Source organism: Neoalteromonas facilis, assembly GCF_002807665.1.
In the GTDB taxonomy this organism is placed as follows: domain Bacteria; phylum Pseudomonadota; class Gammaproteobacteria; order Enterobacterales; family Alteromonadaceae; genus Alteromonas_E; species Alteromonas_E facilis.
On the sequence record NZ_PEAY01000005.1, the window covers coordinates 61,219 to 80,237 of the forward strand.

Here is a 19,019-nt window from a genome sequence, read left to right on the forward strand (position 1 = left end):
TTCCCTATAAAAAACAGACTGATAAGTGGATCTTTAAAACTTAGTATAAGAGTCATTAATTGTCCACCAAGACGAACGTTAATTTTTGACCGGCTCCTACTATTAGTACCATTCGCCCGATGACATAGAAATATGACCAACCTCAGCGATTAATGCAGTGATACCAGAAAACTTGATAAATAATGAAGTTATTTTCAACTCTGAGGCTTATTTCTGTCAGTTAAGCAACATAGCGCTTCTCTTCAACAAGCTTCATAAAGCTGACCATGCTATCTGCCACTGCTGATATCACATTAATACATACTGAATTACCAAACTGCTTGTATATCTGTCCTTTTGACACGGCATCTACGATATAATTTTCAGGAAATCCCTGTAGTCTGGCACATTCTCTGGGGGTCAGCTTTCGGGGGTTTTTGCCAAGTTCTGACTGATCAATCAGGATTTCAGAACCGTCTTTGTAATATCTTGCACTGATCGTACTTGTATATTCACTATCAGCGTTAAACAAAGAATAACCAAAACCATTACCTTTCTCCAAATGCTCAGCCTTCCTCTTTTGATGCCCCTCCCACAACTTATCGGAAATGGTAAACTTGTCATCTGCCGCACTAATTTCTTTTAGATCTTCTAATATAGTCCCGACCCTTGTTTTAGTTTTTGGCGGAACAGGCCACCTAAACATAGATTTGATATCACTTTCCGAATAAAAGTCTTTGTCAAAACCTATTAAAAAAACACGCTCTCTATTCTGTGGAACACCAAAATCAGCCGCTCTAAGCACTTTAAAATCTACCCAATAATTCAGCTTTTCTGATAACGCATGTCTGGCTTCATCACTCAGAGGGATATCCTGCGGCATTTCTGTTTCATTTTCCCCTCTCAAAATTGCCATTATGGTCTTTAATGTACGGCCTTTATCATGCCCTTTAAGTTGCTTAACATTTTCTAGTAAAAACGCTTTTGGGCGTTTTTCAACTAATATCCTTTGAATTTCAAAGAACATTGTTCCCCGAGTATCATTAAAGCCTTTCTTTAAACCAGCCTGACTAAATGCCTGACATGGGAAGCCGCCAAGTAAAACATCATGATCAGGTATATCGGTTGCTCTGATCATAGTGATATCACCGTTCGGCATCTCTCCAAAATTTGCAAGATAAGTCTTTTGGGCAAATTTATCCCACTCTGATGTAAATACGCATTTTCCTCCAAGATTCTGGAACGGTAAACGAATGCCCCCGATGCCAGCAAACAAATCTATGAAACGAAAAGCAGGATCTAATTGTTCAGAATAGAAAGGGGCACTTCTTTTAGCTCTATGCAACTCATCTTCCAGAGCTAGTATTTGAGCAACTTTCTTTGCGGATGGTTTGTGTTCACCGGTCTCCCACCCCCTGATGGTTCTTTCACCTTGTGTTCCGAGTCCCAATAGATTCGCAAATTCGGTTCTACCGAGGCCAAGCTTCTCACGTATACATTTGATTTGGTTATGATTATCATTGGACGGATTTTTATGTTTCATATCCACGCTCAACTTATCCGGTTTTAAACCCGGCCAAGTTATCACTGTATGAATGATCAGGCAATAGGAAAGTAGCAAAATGTTGAAAAAAACACGGATAGACCAGTTTACGGAAGAATGCAAAGGGCTTAGGAGTGAAATGAGTCTTAATTACAGAAATGTAAGCCCATCATTTGAGTTTTCTAATACCGGTCGTCGAGGAACTAAGTATTTTACAATAACTTTAGTTGAGCTATTAACAACACTAAAAGATATAAGAACAAATCTGAGCCAATATGAAGCTGCAAAAGACTATGTCGAAGGCAGAATGCGGGACTTGTTTTCTCAAACTATTACGAGCAAAACTATCAATGCTTTATCAACAGTTCAGACTCTCCCACTCTTTAGTTTGCTGAATAAAGTTATATACGTTGCCAATGGTTTGGATTCAGCATTCAACGAAAAGCGATTAAACTTAAATGCCGATTTAATCGAAAATGCGATCTTATATATTGAATCGCAGATTCCTGACAATGATGCATATTTGGAAAGCATTTCTAAAGTTCATACAACAAGTAACTCCGGTGGCGAAAACATTATTTATTACGGTGCTCCCGGCGTTGGGAAAAGCTATCAAATCGATCAACGATGCAATTTAGATAACTCCATAAGAACAGTATTTCACCCAGATTCACAATATAGCGATTTTACCGGATGCCTAAAGCCTACAATGTTAGGAGAAAATGTAGTCTATGAGTTCAGACCTGGGCCTTTTACTCTTGCGTTTATAAAGGCGTCACTAGCTCCGGAAAAAATGTTTTATTTGGTGATAGAAGAAATAAACAGAGCCTCTTCTGCCGCTGTTTTCGGAGAGTTGTTTCAACTTTTAGATAGATCGGCCAGTGGTGAGAGTTGCTATGAAATAACTCTTGCAGATCCTGACATGGTTGCATTTATAAATGAAAAGGCCCCAAGCGCACTAAATGGCAATAATATAAAAATCCCTTCGAACTTATCTTTATACGCCACTATGAATAGCAGTGATCAAGCTGTCATGCCGATGGATACGGCATTTAAAAGACGCTGGAAATTTGAGTATGTTCCTATTGATTTCAGCGAATGTCCTCATGGGGACATAGAGATTCCTATGGACGCTGCAGCACCCATAGTAACCACTTGGAAGAATCTGGCCGAATCTATAAATGAAGTTCTCGAGGCTGAGGAGATCCCAGAAGATCGCTTGTTGGGGCCTTGGTTCATGAAAGAAAGTGAGTTGGATAGCCTTGAAGCTAGTGCGAATGCGCTGAAAGGCAAACTATTACTTTATCTATGGGATGATGTCCTGCGGCATGGTGATAAGAGTTTGATTTTTGCAGACAATATCATGAGCTATGGGAATCTGATAAGGAATCTGAAATCCGGAGGTAAAATTTTTAGCAGATCGTTAGAGGAATCTCTAAAAGCTAAACAGGCTGATACCCAACATCAAGACGACGTTGAAAATGAACAGGGTCAGATTGAACCAGAGGACATCTGATGCACTGGGACATAAATTACTATCTGGATCGGACTAATCTGTCTAATCTGCCCGATTCGTTATCACAGGTTTTGCGAAATAAAAACTTTGTTACTAAATCAGGTGAAAAGGCCAGTTTTTGCGGCCTGATTTTGACGGAAAGTGTACAGGCAGTTTTTCTGCCAAGGAGTACTCAGCTCTCCGGTGGTATCATCCAAGCTACTTCTTCTATGTTTAAAGCCTTTCGTAAATACGATAAAGAGCTTTCACCTTTGATCAGGAATAATGAACAAATCGCGGAATTATTCGGAAGCAAGAAGATAGCCTTGCTCTATAGTCTTTTGGAAGACTACAGAAATTATGGAATTTATAGTCAGAGAAATCTCCACAAAAGGATTAATTCGGGAAAACCTGACTGGCCGAGGACGATTTCAAAATTTCAGCCCTTTATTTCTGATGGAAGCCCCCTCTATTGTGATTATGTAGGTGTCAAAAAGAGAGTAAGTGTTGATTCTGAGATCTCAAAGATTCATGCGTTTTTAGTTAGCCTGATAGACACGAAGTTCGGTTCAGTTTTTTTTGGCGAGAAGTCGTATAAAGAAGACTGGCTTTTACAGCCCAGTTTTATCTCCCAAGAGTTTTTTCGGGCCATTATAAATAAAGAATTAAGAAACGTATATTCAGATAGGGATGTACGTTTGATGAAGCGACTCCTTAAGGTTCTGGAAGTCGGTGTACTGAATGAATCTGTAGAATTTGTAATTGGAACACGAAGCTTTCATACAGTTTGGGAGCATATGTTAAAAAAGGTCGTTGAGGGTACGATAGAGTTAAATGACAGGTTACCATTTCCAATATATGAGGACTCAAGCGGCAAACTTTATCCAGCCAAACGAAACAGTCAAAAGACAGATATTGTAATAGAAAACAGTAATAAAAACCTTTATGCCATAGTCGATGCTAAATATTATGATGCAACTAGCACTTCATCCTCTCCACGGTGGCACGATCTTGTAAAGCAATTCTTCTATGAAAAGGCAATTTCCACCGTATACCCAGAAAGTACAGTGAAAAATTATTTTATCTTCCCAGGCGAGAAACAAGTATTCGCAAAAGCTTTCATGGCGAACCGAAAAGACTATAGTCCTATCTCTGACTATGTGGAGATAGAATGCATCTATGTAAATCCTACAGATGTTACTCAAGCTTACTCAAAGGGTGTAAAACTCAAAGAACTTAGTAAAATACTCAATTCTTAGCCCCATGACTGATGATCACTCAAGTGAAATCAAAAGTAACTAAGTATCTGCGATTCGAGCTTCCAGCACGAAGCGTTAGAAGCTTGTTACACAAGAAAGTATATCGATTCAGAAAGAGCATAAAAAAGTTTACAAGCTCTCCTTACACACTGCCCAAGAAAAACAAAACCTGTATATTTGTCAATGTATGTTTCTGACATTAACATGAAAGGTGTGACTTGTTTCGTCTGCCAAATCTAACTGTCAGTTCTGGATAGAAAAATTAAGAAGCAAAAGAGATAGGAACCGCAATAATATTCGCCTAATAGCAGAAAATGGTTGGCGTGTGATTAACTATTAGGAATTCGCTTTGAGGGGGAAGAATTGGCTTCCAAATGAAATTGCCAAAAGAATTCCTGATATTATGGCCACCCCAATATTGTTAAAGACAGTTTTTCATGTTCGGTAATTGAACCAGTAACCAGCTATTCGTTAATGATGAGTTGACTAAAGAACACCATATATCAACTCAAAAAACGCTATTTTAATTTGCTCTCTCAACAAACAGCTTTGATCAAGTTTTATAGTGAAATAAATAATTCAGGTGTTGATCACTTTATAGCAGGTCCATTATTACAAAAGCGTTGAGTTATTTTTCGGTCACAATCTGGTCACAGACAACTTTTTGCTTGTTTGTGACTGAAAAAAGCGAAAGACAAATTTGGAGAGATGGCCCACCCGAGAGGATTCGAACCTCTGACCTCGCCCTCCGGAGGGGCGCGCTCTATCCAGCTGAGCTACGGGTGGTTTAACTTTTTCACTTCAATTTTTATGGTACACGACGTTGCGTCGTATTTTTCGCACTATGTCCGTTGCCCACCTTTTTCATTCTCAAGATGTCCGTTACCTCCGGAGGGCTGCGCTCTATCCAGCTGAGCTACGGGCGGATGTTTTGAAAAAATGTATACACTTCGTTGTCGCTTACTGACTAAATTAAAAAGCCTTGTAGCTCATTCAATTTTTTAGTCTGGCCGGCCGCGAAGAGGCGCCAATAATACGTGTCTAGCGTTATCGCTTCAACTGCTTTGTGAGCTTATCGGACGGATAAAATCCCAAATAATAAAACTATCCGAATATCATCGATGTTTACGGTTGTTCAGATTGAAATTACCGCTATAATCGAGAGTCTGCATAATTGTGGGAAAAATAAGAAGACACTGTAATCCCACGGTTTTAAGCATATTCAAACGATCGGCTGGAGTCTGTTGTGAAAATAAAAGTATTAGTTGGTTTATTGGCATTGTTCTGTAGTGCGCTAACACTCAATGCTCAGGAAATGAAAGACGAAGAAATTGCAGAACGTATCAAACCTTACGGTGCGGTGCATGTTGCTGGCGCAGAAGCCGCGGGTGCAGCTGCTGCAGGGCCGCGTTCTGGGGCAGATATTTACAACCAGTCTTGTATCGCATGTCACGGCGCTGGCGTGCTTGGGGCTCCCAAGCTACATGATGCGGCGGATTGGAAGCCTCGTTTAGATGAAAAAGGGTTTGATACTATTTGGGATAACGCCGTCAACGGTATCAATGCTATGCCGCCAATGGGTACTTGTGGCAACTGTTCAAACGACGATATCAAAGCTGCTATCGAATATATGATCGAAGGCATCTAAGCCCTGTCTGAGCCGTTATTGATGTAGCGGCTCAACGCCATCTCTATTTACAGTTGCACGCGAGGTCGAATGACAGCAGATATCTCAAAAAGTGATCTGTCAGAAGAAGAGCTAAGAGAGCTTATTCCTCAGCTGCAACAGCTTACTGATCAATACAAGCGCGCTGAACGTGTTCAGAAGGCGCTTTTTGATATTTCTGAACTGTCCAGTTCTGTCAGCGACCTGCAAAATCTTTACCGTTCCATCCACGACATAGTGGGTGATTTTATGAATGCCGATAATTTCTTCGTTGCCTTCTATGAGCGCGAGGAAAAGATCATCGATTTTGTCTATTTTGTTGACGAGTTTGACGAACAGGCCGTTAAACAAGTCCCTGCCGAAAAGCTGATGGACGGCGTCACTGGCCACATTTTGCGAAGCGGTGAACATGTCGTATTCGGCAAAGAAAATGCCGAAGAAGTGCTTAGCGTAAAAGGGATCCAATTGATGGGGTCGATTCCGTCAGACTTCATTGGCGTACCTTTAAAGCGCGGCTCTCAAGTTATCGGTGCAATGGTTGTACAAACCTATGACGATAGCTTGCGTTACTCAGCAGACGATTTAGAAGTACTGTTGTTCGTTTCTCAGCACATTGTAACCACAGTAGACCGCGTTAAAAGTCGGGAAATGACAGAGCGCACGATCCGTGAAAGAACGAAACAACTACGACAAATCAATGACGATTTGCAGGAAGAAATTCTCGAACGCCAAAAGGTCGAATCATTACAGCAGGCACTATTTGAGATCTCCGAGGTTGCAGCGAACTTAGACGACGACATGCAATCGTTTTACTCGCAATTGCACAGCATTATCTCACGTCTTATCAGTGCGCCTAACTGCTATGTGGCGATCTTGGATGAATCCAAAGAACACTTAAACTTCCCTTACTTCAGCGATGAAAAAGATAAAGCACCGTCACAGCGGGCATTAGGTTATGGCTTAACCGAGTTTGTATTGCGTAGCGGTCAAGCTGAAATGATCAACACATCCAGAGTTGTGCAACTGGTAGAAAGTGGTGAGCTCGACGTTACCGTTGCACAAAACATGTTAAGCAGCTCGAACTCTTGGTTAGGATCGCCGTTGGTCGTCGATGGTGAAATTTCCGGTGTTATCGCAGTGCAAACCTACGGCAAGCAAAATAAATACACCAGTAAAGATCTTGAACTGTTGCGGTATGTGTCGCATCACATTGCTGTTGCAATGGAACGTAAGAAACAATCTGAAGCCATTCAGCAATACACGCAAAAGCTTAGTGAGCGTGTCGCAGCTCGCACGGAAGAATTGAACCGAGCAAATGAAATTCTCAAAAGCCAGATCGAACAACGGAAAGAAATAGAATTACGCCTTATCCATGACGCTCACCACGACGGGCTAACGGATCTCCCTAACCGCACCATGTTCAATAGCCGTTTAGAATTGGCCGTTGCGAATAAAAAACGTCATCCAGAGAATAATTTCGCAGTATTGTTTGTCGATTTGGACCGATTCAAAGTGATCAACGATACGCTCGGCCATCATGCCGGCGACCAATTCTTAATTGAAGTATCGCGTCGGATCACAACCTGTATTCGCGGGCATGACTTATTGGCACGCTTGGGCGGAGATGAGTTTGTTATCTTGCTAGATAATTTTGACGATATCCACGATGTAGAAGAAGTGGCAAGCCGAGTCATCGATTCCATCGCCGAACCGTTTATATTAGACGGTAAAGAAATGTATTCAGGTGCGAGTATTGGTATTGCCCATTTGGATGTTACCTACCTAAAAGCGGATGAAGTACTGCGTGACGCCGACGCTGCAATGTATCAGGCGAAACAACAAGGTCGTGGTCGCTTCATCACTTTTGATAAGAGTATGCGCGAGCGTTTACTCGAAGAGTTGGAGCTTGAGAATGAGTTCCGTCGTGCTTTACGTGATGCGGAATTCCAGTGTTATATCCAACCCGCCATGAAGCTCGATACGAATGAAGTCGTATATTACGAGTGCTACGTGCGATGGGAGCACCCAACACTAGGAAAAGTTAAGCGTGAACAGTTCTGGCAAATTGCAGAACAAGCAGGACTCACTCTTGAGCTGGATAACTACATGCTTAAGTACGCTTGCCAGAAAATTAAGCAGTGGCAAGATGAAGACGACGAACACAAAGACTCTCGTATTGCAGTAAACATGTCTATCAACCATGTTATCCAGGGCAATTTGGTTAATCGCATATTGGATCAAATTAAAGAAGCCGGCATTTCTCCTAAGAGACTGGTATTCGAGTTCGATGAAAACGATCTGAACCGTCGCTCACAATTTATTTTGCCAGCCATTAAGAAGCTGCGTCGCGCCGGCATTTCACTGGTGTTAGACAACTTCGGCAGTGGCCTTGCGTCTTTGAGCTATTTGTTTTCTTACCCATTTGACTTTATCAAGGTTGATCATCGTTTCGTGCGTTCGCTACCGCGCTCTCAACGTAACCAGAAACTTATCCAGTCGATTATGTTGATCAGTGAACATTTGCGCTTCTACGTGATTGCAGATGGCATTGACAGCCAAGGTCAATTGCAATCATTAAAAGAACTTGGCTGTATGTATGGGCAAGGCAAATTGCTTGCACCTACCCAGCTACTCGAAGAAGCGTAGTCAGTACTTACTTTCCACCCAACATCGAGCGTAAATTTGCGATACTGGCTTCCCCTTGTTTTTGACGCTCTTCTGCAGTTTTTTGTTTTTTCTTAAACTCCCACTCTAGATCATCTTGTGGCAGTTCATATAAAAATCGGCTCGGTTCCGGCGTGATCACTTCGCCAAACTGACGGCGCTCACGTGAAATACTGAATACCAGTGTTTGCTGAGCCCGGGTGATGCCCACGTAAGCTAAACGACGCTCTTCTTCAATATTATCCTCATCAATACTGCTTTGGTGTGGCAATAAACCTTCTTCCATGCCGACCATGAATACATGGGGAAACTCTAACCCTTTCGATGCATGCAACGTCATCAGCTGTACTTGATCAGTCTCACCCTCTTCCTCGCCACGCTCCATCATGTCGCGCAGAATAAAGCGATTTACCGCTTCTTGTAACGTCATTGGGGGCTCTAACTCACTGCCATTGAGCATATCTTTAAGCCACTTATATAACGTACTGATGTTGGCCATTGCCATTTCAGCGGCTTTAGGGCTAACGCTGTGCTCGTATAACCATTCTTCATAACCCATCGACTTAATCATCTCGCCGATAACAGCCACAGCATCACCACGCATGGCATTGTCAGCCAACTCCACCAGCCAACGGGCAAAGCGCTGCACAGCTGTCAAGCTAGCGCCCGAGATATGCTGCGCGATATCAGGGTGGCAACAAGCCGCAAATAGCGAAATATGCTGTTGGTTAGCAAAGTTACCGATTTTTTCTAGGGTCGCTCTGCCGATGCCGCGATTTGGCAAGTTGACGATACGAAGAAATGCATTGTCGTCATCAACGTTTACCAATAATCGCAAGTACGCCATCATATCTTTGATTTCGGCACGCCCAAAGAATGACATTCCACCACTGATCTTATAAGGGATACGGTTACTCATAAGGAGCTTTTCGAATACGCGCGATTGATGATTTCCGCGGTATAAAATAGCGTAGTCCTTGTACTCCGTTGCCTGCATAAATTTATGCGCCATCAACTCCGCGACTACCCGTTCAGCTTCATGTTCTTCATTTTTAGCAATGATCACACGCAGTGATTCGCCATAACCTAATTCAGAAAAGAGCTTTTTCTCGAAAACGTGAGGGTTATTTTGGATTAAAATGTTCGCGCTGTGCAGAATTCGCCCTGACGAGCGATAGTTTTGTTCTAGCTTGATCACTTTTAGTGTTGGAAAGTGCTCTTGCAGTAAAACTAAATTTTGCGGACGGGCACCGCGCCATGAATAAATAGACTGGTCGTCATCTCCAACCACAGTAAAGCGAGCCCTGTCTCCAACGAGCAAGCGGACTAATTCATACTGGCTGGTGTTGGTATCCTGATATTCATCGACGAGTAAATATCGGATCTTAATTTGCCATTTTTGACGCACCTCGTCATTGGTGCGCAGCAGCAACGTCGGCATCAGGATCAAATCGTCAAAATCGAGTGCATTATAGGCTCTTAAATGATTCTGATACTGCTGATAGTAAGCAGCAAACTGCTTTTCCGCCGGCGATGACGCGCGCGCAACTAATGCCTCGGGTAGTAACAGATCATTCTTCCAATTACTGATGCAGGTTTGCAATAACTTCAATTGGTCTTTGTCACCGTCAAACACTTCATCGGTTAAATCTTTGAGCAACGCAATGCTGTCTTTATCATCAAATAGAGAAAAGCCAGCCTTCAAACCTAATTGCGAAACATGCTTTTTAATTATGTTTAAACCCAAGGTGTGAAACGTAGATACCATGAGTCCACGCGCTTCCTTTTTACCTAAGGTTTGCGCCACCCGCTCCCGCATTTCGCGTGCCGCCTTGTTAGTGAATGTCACGGCAGCTATGTGTCGGGCTGGCATTTCACACTCTCTGACCAAATGTGCAATCTTATTGGTAATCACCCGTGTTTTTCCGCTGCCCGCACCCGCAAGCACCAGACATGGACCGGAGATATAAGTAACCGCTGACTGTTGAGCGGGATTTAATTGCATAACCAGAGAAATTCGTCGTTGGATGAAAGGGCGAGTATTTTACACAATTTTTTTCTCATCGTTGATATCTATTATTGCATCCATTTTTGTCTGACTTACACTACGGCTACTCTATGAATGACAAATAAGGCAATGTCATGCTTGATCCTAAAAAGCTTGAAGAAATCGCAAAACAAATCTCTGACGCCGTACCTCCCGGCGTGAAAAGCATGGCTGAAGAGGCTGAAATGCGTGTAAAACAAATTCTTCAGAGCCAACTATCAAAGCTCGACTTAGTGACACGTGAAGAGTTTGATGTGCAAACCCAAGTGTTGATCCGCACACGGGAAAAGTTAGAAGCGTTAGAGGCTCGCGTATCTGCATTGGAAGCTGACAGCAAAAAAGCGTAAATGCTATTTGTAAAACTCAAGCTAACTTAACACTTCCTTTCTTGCTTTGTTTTAGTGTTTATCTGGCTGTTATAAGCCTTCACTTTTCTGCAAATCATGAGAGGAAATAAAATGAAAAAGTTGTTCTGCGCAAGTCTCTTTATACTCTTGTCACTGGAAACCGTTTCCGTAAATGCACAAGACTGGAATAAAGAACAACTGGACATACTTGAATTGAGTAGATGGGTTGCGCTTGCTCCACGTGAGGCTGGGTATAACGAATATGCCGCGTTGTTCCACCCTGATTTTACCAACTGGTATATGGCCGGTGACAAAGAATCGTTGAGAACGCGCGAACAATATCTCTCACTAGTAAAGAATTGGTTGGAGCAGGGAAACTATGCAACCTACAGTAAGGTCGTACCGATATCTGTAGATGTATTTGGTGATATTGCCTACGTAAGACTGATAAAAGAGGAGCGTTTTCATCACCCAGACACTCCTCCAACTCAGTTTATCGGCCAATTTGCCAGCCTAATGAAAAAGCACAACGGTAAGTGGACATTTTATAACACCTCTTTTGACACCCGCTACAGAGGCCCATTGGAAGGTTCAAACATGTCGTTAGATGATCATTGATCAATGGCGATGGTCCTGTTGCAGACTTGCCAATTCATGTTCTAACGTAGCTACCACACTGAGCAATTGTTTAGCCGATTGCTCAGTACTTTCGGCACCTTGTTTAGCTTTATGACTAATCGATGCAATGGCTTTTACTTGATCAGCAACCGATTGAGTTACCGCTCGTTGACGGCTTGCAGATGCGGAGATTTCAGTGTTCATATGATTAATTGAGTCTATTACCTCACTGATCCGTGCTAAAGCCTCTCCTACGACAGTAGCCTCGTTTACACTCAAGTTCATTTGTTCACGACTTTGTTCCATGCTGTGATGCGTCTCCCTAGTTGCTTGTTGCAAACGAGTGATGATGTCATGGATCTGGCTGGTTTGAGCTTGGGTTCGCTGTGCCAGCGTTCGCACTTCATCAGCTACAACTGCAAATCCGCGCCCTTGTTCACCGGCTCTCGCGGCCTCAATTGCAGCGTTAAGCGCTAATAAATTAGTTTGTTCGGCAATTTCGTTTATGGCACTGGACACTTGCCCAATATCTTTGCTGTCCTCTACCAATCGGTTCAATGCCGTTTGGGAGCGCTCTGATTCAGCCTGCATTTGCAGCATAACGTCTTGTAAACGACTTAATAACTGAACACTGTCACTGACATGTTCCTTTGCCGCAACCGTTGATATTGAGGCTTTTTCAGAGTTCTGATCAACATGTGTCGCGACATCCGTTAACTCCGTCATAGAATCAGCAATTCTATCTGTTCCAGCCTGCTGTTGATGCACTCCTGATATAGTATGGGAGGTGACCGTTTTCAAGCTTTCTGCGGACTGACTCAGTGTTCCCGTCGCTTCAATTAAACGACGTACCAATTGTTCTAACCCCGCCGTCATTGTGTTTAAATCTTCTGCTATCGCGCGCATTTCATCTTTCGTACACACTTTTACACGTGCAGATAAATCGCCTCGGGCAATTGCATGCACTGCACGAACAACCCGATTAACCGTATCGGTCACTGAAACATACATACCAATAAAAAGATAAAAAGCGATCAGCACAGCAATACAGGCGACCAGAATGACCAAGATATTTTTAAATGATTTATCCGCTATGCGTTGTTCAATCAATTGCTGTAACACCGGTAGCGTATCTCCGACAAAAGACGCTACCGCGTCATTGGTTTGCATCGTTAGTCGAGTAAATTGTGTGGCTGTAATTTGGAGGTTATCCGGATCTAGAATTTGTTGTTTGATTTGATGGTGATAATGATTCAATTTGTCTTTCAATGATTGCCATGGCTGTTTTAAAAAGGCATTGATAGCTTCATTTTCATCCAAAGATACCGAAATTGAACGGTCCAAATGCTCAATCAGCAAAGGCAATTTTTGGTTCGCGTTAGACAACGCGATATATGAATCAGGCGTAAAACTACCCGCATCAAGTACTATGCTCGCTACGCTTGCCACAGATACGATTTGTGCCTGTAACGTGGGGACATTATCCACCAAGGCGGTTATCAAATATCGGCTATCCAATGACGGATCTAGCTCTAAATGAGTTCGATCTGCAACGGTTTGAGTCAACTGGTTCATCATTACCATCACATTGTCATCGCCAATTTGAACAGATTTATTGTATTGCGATAACGCAGAGGCAATTTGTTTTGCTGAAGCCTGTTCAATATCGGCAAGTGCCAAAGAGAAAGAAGAAGAGTAGGGTTGCTGTGCAATTAAACTTGCCGCTAGGCGTTGTTGCTCTTTTTGGATAGTTGAAAGCAAGGTTACGCCTTGCTTTTCAGCCCGACTAAAAGCGATATCCTGAGAATACTCTGTTTGCAACAGCACTAAGCTTAACAGTAATGGTAATAAAAAAATCAGACTCACCAGCGCAAATTTACTGGGGAACTTGAGACTGGACATTAGGTATTGTGCGGGTTTACTTATTTGATAGATAAATCCAGTCATGTGGTTTCCCAGTTAATGTCGGTTAGGTCCAATAATGCAAAGCGACCCCCAATCCAATAACCATGCCGACCCAGTGGTTTTGTAAAAACGCGTGGAAGCAAGGATCTCGCTGCCGATGCCTTATCATCACCTGTTGATGAACAAAAAGCCCGGCAGCCAATACTAATGACAGATAAAAGGGCCATGTCATAGATAAACTAATACCCACCCAACATAAGATGGCTAAAGTGAGCACCTGCAACATGGCGATGATCGCTCGGTCATACAGACCGAACAAAATAGCCGTTGATTTCACACCGATTAAAATATCATCATCGCGGTCTACCATTGCATACTCAGTATCATAGGCCACGGTCCATAATAGGTTGGCTAGATACAAGCCCCACACCCACAGCGGCAAGTGCTCTAAAATAGCCATCGCAGCCATCGGGATTGACCAGCTAAACGCAGCCCCCAGCACAACTTGAGGCAGGTGCGTGTAACGTTTCATAAAGGGGTAAGCCGACGCCAATAACAAACCAATAAATGACAATAAAATGGTCGAGGTGTTGAGGAATAACACCAATACAAAAGACAAGACAATCAGCAGCAAAAACAGTATTTGCGCTTCACGTAAAGTGACTCGGCCACTCGCTAGCGGCCTTTGTGCGGTTCGCTTAACACTCCCGTCGACTTTACGATCCGCGATATCGTTAATAACACAACCCGCTGAGCGCATTAAGATTACGCCTAAGGTAAAGATAGTCACAATTTGCCAAGACGGAAATCCTTCAGCTGCAATCAGCACAGACCAAAACGTTGGCCATAAGAGCAAATAAATACCGATGGGCTTGTCAGCGCGCATCAATTGCCAATATGCATGTAGCTGTTGCCTATTTAGCATGCATTATTCCCTCAAATACGCAGGTGATTGGGGTAAAAAGATTTCAGCCACACTCATACTGTAATGTAAAAATGTAAAGCTTGAACGACGACCAAACAGTTTGTGAATAGACGTTTCGTGCAGAGGCACTAGTTGCGCTGCATAAGGCTGCGGCATTGCTGCTAGCAACCGTTCATAGCTCAAGCTGCATAATTCAAATTCTCCACGCACAAAACGAGGGTCATTAAAGATACGTTGGCCGAGAGGTTGGCTTCCCAAATCCAAAAGCTCGCCGTTATTGATTGCTTCAGGGATCACTGAGCGCGCGAACACCCAAGGCTGGCCATCTCCCAGCAAGAGTACGTCGCGAATAAATGGATTTCCCGCACCTGCAGTCTGTTGCGGCTGTTGCTGATGACATAAAACTTGTACCTGAAACTGACGACACATACTTTGCAATCGTTCAGTCAAGGAACCTGTATCCAATAACCAGTTGGCCAAATACGGATCTGAAACAGGAACACTACGATGGGGATACCAGTCGAATTGAATATCGAGCGGGGCTGACAATGACAAAGCGGTGGGCCTATATAAAATACTTAATAGTTCTTCGACTCATGGCCGATAATAATAACATTCGCAGAAATAGAATATCTAATATATCGTTTTTCGGCGTACTTTTTTTCAGGCTTTTGATAAACTTTATATCAACGAGCGGGTTATTCCACCAACGAGGGCTGTGCACATATGATCCTGAATGTGTGTAAGAATTTAATTAAATTTGCCGCGCTAACTGTGATGTTAGTTACGAGTTGCAATGCCTTCGCGCAAAAGCAATATGCTTACATGGCGTTGGAGCCTGATATTGTCACAAATTACTTAAGTGGCAACGCCCGTACCTTAGGCTTTGTTCGCGTAACCGTTGAACTCATGCTTGATGATGCCGACAACCTCGAAATCGTTGAGCATCACATGCCATTATTACGTGCCATCGTAATTGAAGTCTTTGGTCGCCAACCTGAAGATAAAGTTAAATCATTAACCGGCCGCGAAGATATACGCCGAACTATTCTTCAACTACTGCAACAACGCATGGAAAAAGAAGCGGGTAAACCAGTCGTTAGCGACGTTATTTTCACTAAGTATCTGTACCAAGGTTAGCGAGGTTTGGGCGACATGCTGGCCCAAATCCATGCTAATAAACATCCACTAACAAGCCCCAATGTATGCGCCGTGTTAGCTATGGATACCCAAAGCACATCTGCGTAACCGATCAATAACCAAACAAGCATAAAGCCGATAATAGATTTGGGTAACTGCATTCCCCACTGAGGTTTTAACCACCCAATCCACCAAACAAAGCCAAGTACCGCATAGACAACACCTGACAGACCACCAAAGCTGGGGCCTGACATCAATAACTGGCCAATATTGGCAGCCAGAGACGCAAGTACAAATACAATCAGTAACGAAGACAGCCCCAACTTCTGCTCAATTTTACTGCCTAGCATCTGCCACCACAGCACATTGAAAATAATGTGCATCGCCGAAAAATGAATGAAATCAGGGGTTAGCAACCGCCAATACTGACCCGTTTCGACCAGTGTCGGTAACGGCAAAATAAATAACCATTGTTGAACCCAGGCAAACCCGCCAAATGAACTTAATATAAACACAGCAATGCATAAGATGCTGACTATTGTGGTAAAAGGGGCTGCCAACCATGTTTTGAGCACGGGAAAAGACAGCGAAGCAGTGCCGTTTTGGCTGGCTTGCTCACCCAGCTCCCAAGCACTGGATTGGTATTCTTTGGCGTGAGGGTTTTGTAAAAAAAGGCGCGTTAGCTCAACGGCTCGCGTTTGGTCTTCACTATGAAGCAGGAAAACGTTGTGCGCCGCATTCGTATATTGATAAGTTGCTTTAACTCCCTGGGCATTCAAATGCGCAACGAGTAATCGTGCGGCCTGCTCATACTCAAATGCAATGAGTGGCTGCATCATTATTCACCGGTCACAACAGGGAAATTATGTCGCCACCCTTCAAAGCCCAAATCCATGCTGTAAACCTCGGCAAACCCTTGCTGCGCTAAATAAGACGCAGCTTGCTGACTACTGTTGCCGTGGTAACACACAACGATCACAGGTGTGGTTTTTTCTGTCTGACTGATAAATGAAGACAGATTGTCGTTGGTAAGGTGAGCAGCATCCGGCATGTGCCCATTAATATAAGACTGATAATCCCGGATATCGACAACCGCAAGCGGGCTCTCAGCATTCATTTTCTCGTGCGTCTGCGCAGGGCTGATATGTTGAAAACCCGACATATTGCTAATTACTCCCAATTGAGAATGACTTTACCTGACTGGCCTGAGCCCATGGTTTCGAAACCTTGTTGAAACGCATCAATCGGAAACTGATGGGTAATAATAGGTTCGAGATTTAAGCCGCTTTGCAACAGACTCGCCATTTTGTACCAGGTTTCAAACATCTCACGGCCATAGATGCCTTTGATGGTTAGCCCTTTGAAAATAACATGGTTCCAATCAATAGCGACGGCGTTGGGTGGGATGCCTAACATCGCGATTTTGCCACCATTATTCATATTCTCAAGCATGCTATTGAAGGCACTGGGTACGCCAGACATTTCCAGACCAACATCAAAGCCTTCTGTCATACCTAACGCATTCATGACATCCTTTAGGTTCTCATCGGCTACATTGACGGCGCGAGTAGCGCCCATCTTTTCGGCAAGTGCCAATCGATATGGGTTCACATCCGTGATCACCACATGACGCGCACCTACATGCTTCGCTACCGCTGCAGCCATAATACCAATCGGACCTGCGCCTGTGATCAATACATCTTCACCAACCAAATCAAAAGCCAATGCCGTGTGCACCGCATTGCCGAATGGGTCAAAAATCGATGCTAAATCGTCGCTGATGTTGTCTGGGATCTTAAACGCATTGAATGCCGGTATGACGAGGTATTCTGCAAATGCCCCCTGACGGTTTACACCCACACCCTCGGTATTCCGGCAAAGGTGACGACGGCCAGCACGACAGTTGCGACAATGTCCACAGGTAATATGGCCTTCACCGGAGACTCTATCGCCCTTTTTGAAGCCTTGTACTTCACTGCCCATATCAACCACTTCGCCAACATACTCATGGCCAACAATCATTGGCACCGGGATCGTTTTTTGTGACCATTCATCCCAATGAAAGATATGCATATCCGTGCCACAAATAGCGGTTTTACGAATTTTAATTAACAGATCATTGTGACCCATTTCAGGCATTGGCGCTTCATGCATCCAAATGCCAGGTTCACGCTGTAATTTCGCTAATGATTTCATTGGATCACTCCCAAAGAACGGCCCACTTCAATAAATGCATCAACCGCTTTGTCTACATGCTCAAGCGAGTGTCCGGCTGACATCTGGGTACGAATACGAGCTTGCCCTTTTGGCACAACAGGGTAAGAGAAGCCAATGACGTAAATCCCTTTCTCAAGCAGTCTATCTGCCATTTCACTGGCAAGTTTGGCATCGCCTAGCATCACCGGAACAATTGCGTGGTCTTTGCCTTCTAGGGTAAACCCGGCTTCAGACATACGACGACGGAAATGCTCTGCGTTACGTTTTACCGCTTGGCGCAATTCACTGCCATTTTCCATCATCTCAAATACTTTAATCGACGCTGAAACAATCGGTGGCGCTACCGAGTTAGAGAACAAATAAGGACGTGAACGCTGGCGTAGCCATTCAATTACAGGCTTTTTACCTGACGTGTAACCGCCAGAAGCACCACCTAACGCCTTACCGAGAGTGCCGGTGATAATATCGACACGCCCCATGACGTCGCAATATTCATGGCTACCACGGCCATTTTCACCGACAAAACCGGTTGCATGACAATCATCAACCATAACCATCGCGTTGTACTTTTCAGCCAGATCACAAATACCTTTAAGGTTCGCAATGATGCCATCCATTGAGAACACGCCATCAGTGGCGATTAATTTGTAACGCGCGCCATCCGCATCGGCTTGCTTAAGCTGTTCTTCGAGTGCTTGCATATCGTTATTCGCGTAACGGTAGCGTTTAGCTTTGCTCAAACGCACACCGTCAATGATGCTGGCGTGATTCAGTGAATCGGAGATTATCGCGTCTTCTGGCTCCAAGATGGTTTCAAACAAACCACCATTCGCATCGAAGCAGGAAGGATACAAAATAGTATCTTCAGTGCCTAAAAAGCGGCTGATTTTCTCTTCTAACTGCTTATGAATGTCCTGCGTGCCGCAAATGAATCGCACTGAAGCAACACCAAAGCCATGAGTGTCCAAGCCGTCTTTTGCGGCCGCAATCAAATCGGGATGGTTAGCTAAACCAAGATAGTTATTCGCACAAAAATTGATTACATGCTCACCACCAGCAACACTAATATCGGCTTGCTGTTGTGATTCAATCACTCGCTCTTTTTTATACAAACCTTCGTTTTTAACTGCTTCAATTTGCGCATTTAAATGCGCCAAAAATGCTTCAGACATGACACCCTCCGAAAAATGACGCGCTATCTTAATAAACCTCGC

At 43.6% G+C, this 19,019-nt stretch carries 16 protein-coding genes and 1 tRNA gene; 7 read left to right on the top strand and 10 right to left on the bottom strand.

What is annotated here, in order from left to right; translation table 11 throughout:
* Positions 1-220: 220 nt before the first annotated feature.
* Entirely contained in the window at positions 221-1,522 is a 1,302-nt protein-coding gene (gene dcm / locus CSH93_RS14830) for a DNA cytosine methyltransferase (RefSeq protein ID WP_100644076.1), read from the bottom strand.
* Positions 1,523-1,601: 79 nt separating this feature from the next.
* On the opposite strand from dcm, the gene CSH93_RS14835 reads away from it, so the two are divergent.
* A complete protein-coding gene (locus CSH93_RS14835; protein WP_205663363.1) occupies positions 1,602-3,038 on the top strand; it encodes an AAA family ATPase in 1,437 nt (478 codons plus the stop codon).
* Complete coding sequence (locus tag CSH93_RS14840; RefSeq protein WP_100644077.1) at positions 3,038-4,276, top strand: LlaJI family restriction endonuclease; 1,239 nt, start codon at positions 3,038-3,040, stop codon at positions 4,274-4,276. The genes CSH93_RS14835 and CSH93_RS14840 overlap by 1 nt, the downstream gene beginning before the upstream one ends.
* Positions 4,277-4,985: 709 nt before the next feature.
* Here CSH93_RS14840 and CSH93_RS14845 read toward each other — a convergent pair.
* Positions 4,986-5,062: transfer RNA gene (locus CSH93_RS14845), tRNA-Arg, on the bottom strand.
* Positions 5,063-5,522: 460 nt separating this feature from the next.
* Here CSH93_RS14845 and CSH93_RS14850 point away from each other — a divergent pair.
* Positions 5,523-5,924 (top strand): c-type cytochrome, encoded by a 402-nt coding sequence (locus CSH93_RS14850; protein WP_420807264.1) that lies wholly within the window; start codon positions 5,523-5,525, stop codon positions 5,922-5,924.
* A gap of 69 nt (positions 5,925-5,993) precedes the next feature.
* Positions 5,994-8,588, top strand: coding sequence for a sensor domain-containing diguanylate cyclase (locus CSH93_RS14855; protein ID WP_100644078.1), 2,595 nt, complete (start codon positions 5,994-5,996; stop codon positions 8,586-8,588).
* A gap of 7 nt (positions 8,589-8,595) precedes the next feature.
* Here CSH93_RS14855 and rep read toward each other — a convergent pair whose 3' ends face one another.
* Positions 8,596-10,611 carry a DNA helicase Rep gene (gene rep, locus CSH93_RS14860; protein ID WP_100644079.1) on the bottom strand — a complete coding sequence of 672 codons (2,016 nt, stop codon included), beginning with the start codon at positions 10,609-10,611 and terminating at the stop codon, positions 8,596-8,598.
* A 137-nt stretch (positions 10,612-10,748) separates the two neighbouring features.
* Between rep and ubiK the strand changes: the two genes are divergently transcribed.
* Both ubiK and CSH93_RS14870 read left to right on the top strand, forming a co-directional pair.
* Positions 10,749-11,000, top strand: a complete 252-nt coding sequence (gene ubiK, locus CSH93_RS14865; RefSeq protein WP_100644080.1) for a ubiquinone biosynthesis accessory factor UbiK — start codon at positions 10,749-10,751, stop codon at positions 10,998-11,000.
* Between the two features lie 111 nt (positions 11,001-11,111).
* Entirely contained in the window at positions 11,112-11,618 is a 507-nt protein-coding gene (locus tag CSH93_RS14870; RefSeq protein WP_164078388.1) for a YybH family protein, read from the top strand.
* Here the strand turns inward: CSH93_RS14870 and CSH93_RS14875 are convergent, their stop codons facing one another.
* Genes CSH93_RS14875 through CSH93_RS14885 form a run of 3 tightly spaced genes read right to left on the bottom strand, consistent with a single transcriptional unit; the run spans position 11,619 to position 15,003 of the window.
* Positions 11,619-13,565: a methyl-accepting chemotaxis protein gene (locus tag CSH93_RS14875; protein ID WP_100644082.1), complete on the bottom strand. Its 1,947-nt coding sequence runs from the start codon at positions 13,563-13,565 to the stop codon at positions 11,619-11,621. It lies immediately after the preceding gene.
* Positions 13,566-13,587: 22 nt separating this feature from the next.
* Entirely contained in the window at positions 13,588-14,448 is an 861-nt protein-coding gene (ubiA, locus tag CSH93_RS14880) for a 4-hydroxybenzoate octaprenyltransferase (protein WP_100644083.1), read from the bottom strand.
* A 3-nt stretch (positions 14,449-14,451) separates the two neighbouring features.
* Positions 14,452-15,003 carry a chorismate--pyruvate lyase family protein gene (locus tag CSH93_RS14885; RefSeq protein WP_240615624.1) on the bottom strand — a complete coding sequence of 184 codons (552 nt, stop codon included), beginning with the start codon at positions 15,001-15,003 and terminating at the stop codon, positions 14,452-14,454.
* 222 nt (positions 15,004-15,225) lie between these two features.
* Between CSH93_RS14885 and CSH93_RS14890 the strand changes: the two genes are divergently transcribed.
* The gene (locus tag CSH93_RS14890; RefSeq protein WP_240615625.1) at positions 15,226-15,588 is read left to right on the top strand and encodes a flagellar basal body-associated protein FliL; all 363 of its coding nucleotides are present in this window, start codon (positions 15,226-15,228) and stop codon (positions 15,586-15,588) included.
* On the opposite strand, the gene glpG is transcribed toward CSH93_RS14890, so the two are convergent.
* From glpG to kbl, 4 genes are read right to left on the bottom strand one after another with little or no spacing between them, the layout of a single operon-like run.
* Entirely contained in the window at positions 15,585-16,427 is an 843-nt protein-coding gene (gene glpG / locus CSH93_RS14895) for a rhomboid family intramembrane serine protease GlpG (RefSeq protein ID WP_100644085.1), read from the bottom strand. The two genes, CSH93_RS14890 and glpG, sit on opposite strands and share 4 nt — an antisense overlap.
* Positions 16,427-16,750, bottom strand: coding sequence for a thiosulfate sulfurtransferase GlpE (glpE, locus tag CSH93_RS14900; RefSeq protein ID WP_100644086.1), 324 nt, complete (start codon positions 16,748-16,750; stop codon positions 16,427-16,429). The genes glpG and glpE overlap by 1 nt, the downstream gene beginning before the upstream one ends.
* A gap of 8 nt (positions 16,751-16,758) precedes the next feature.
* A complete protein-coding gene (gene tdh, locus CSH93_RS14905; protein WP_100644087.1) occupies positions 16,759-17,784 on the bottom strand; it encodes an L-threonine 3-dehydrogenase in 1,026 nt (341 codons plus the stop codon).
* The gene (gene kbl / locus CSH93_RS14910; protein ID WP_100644088.1) at positions 17,781-18,977 is read right to left on the bottom strand and encodes a glycine C-acetyltransferase; all 1,197 of its coding nucleotides are present in this window, start codon (positions 18,975-18,977) and stop codon (positions 17,781-17,783) included. Before kbl ends, tdh begins: the two co-directional genes overlap by 4 nt.
* Positions 18,978-19,019: the final 42 nt, after the last annotated feature.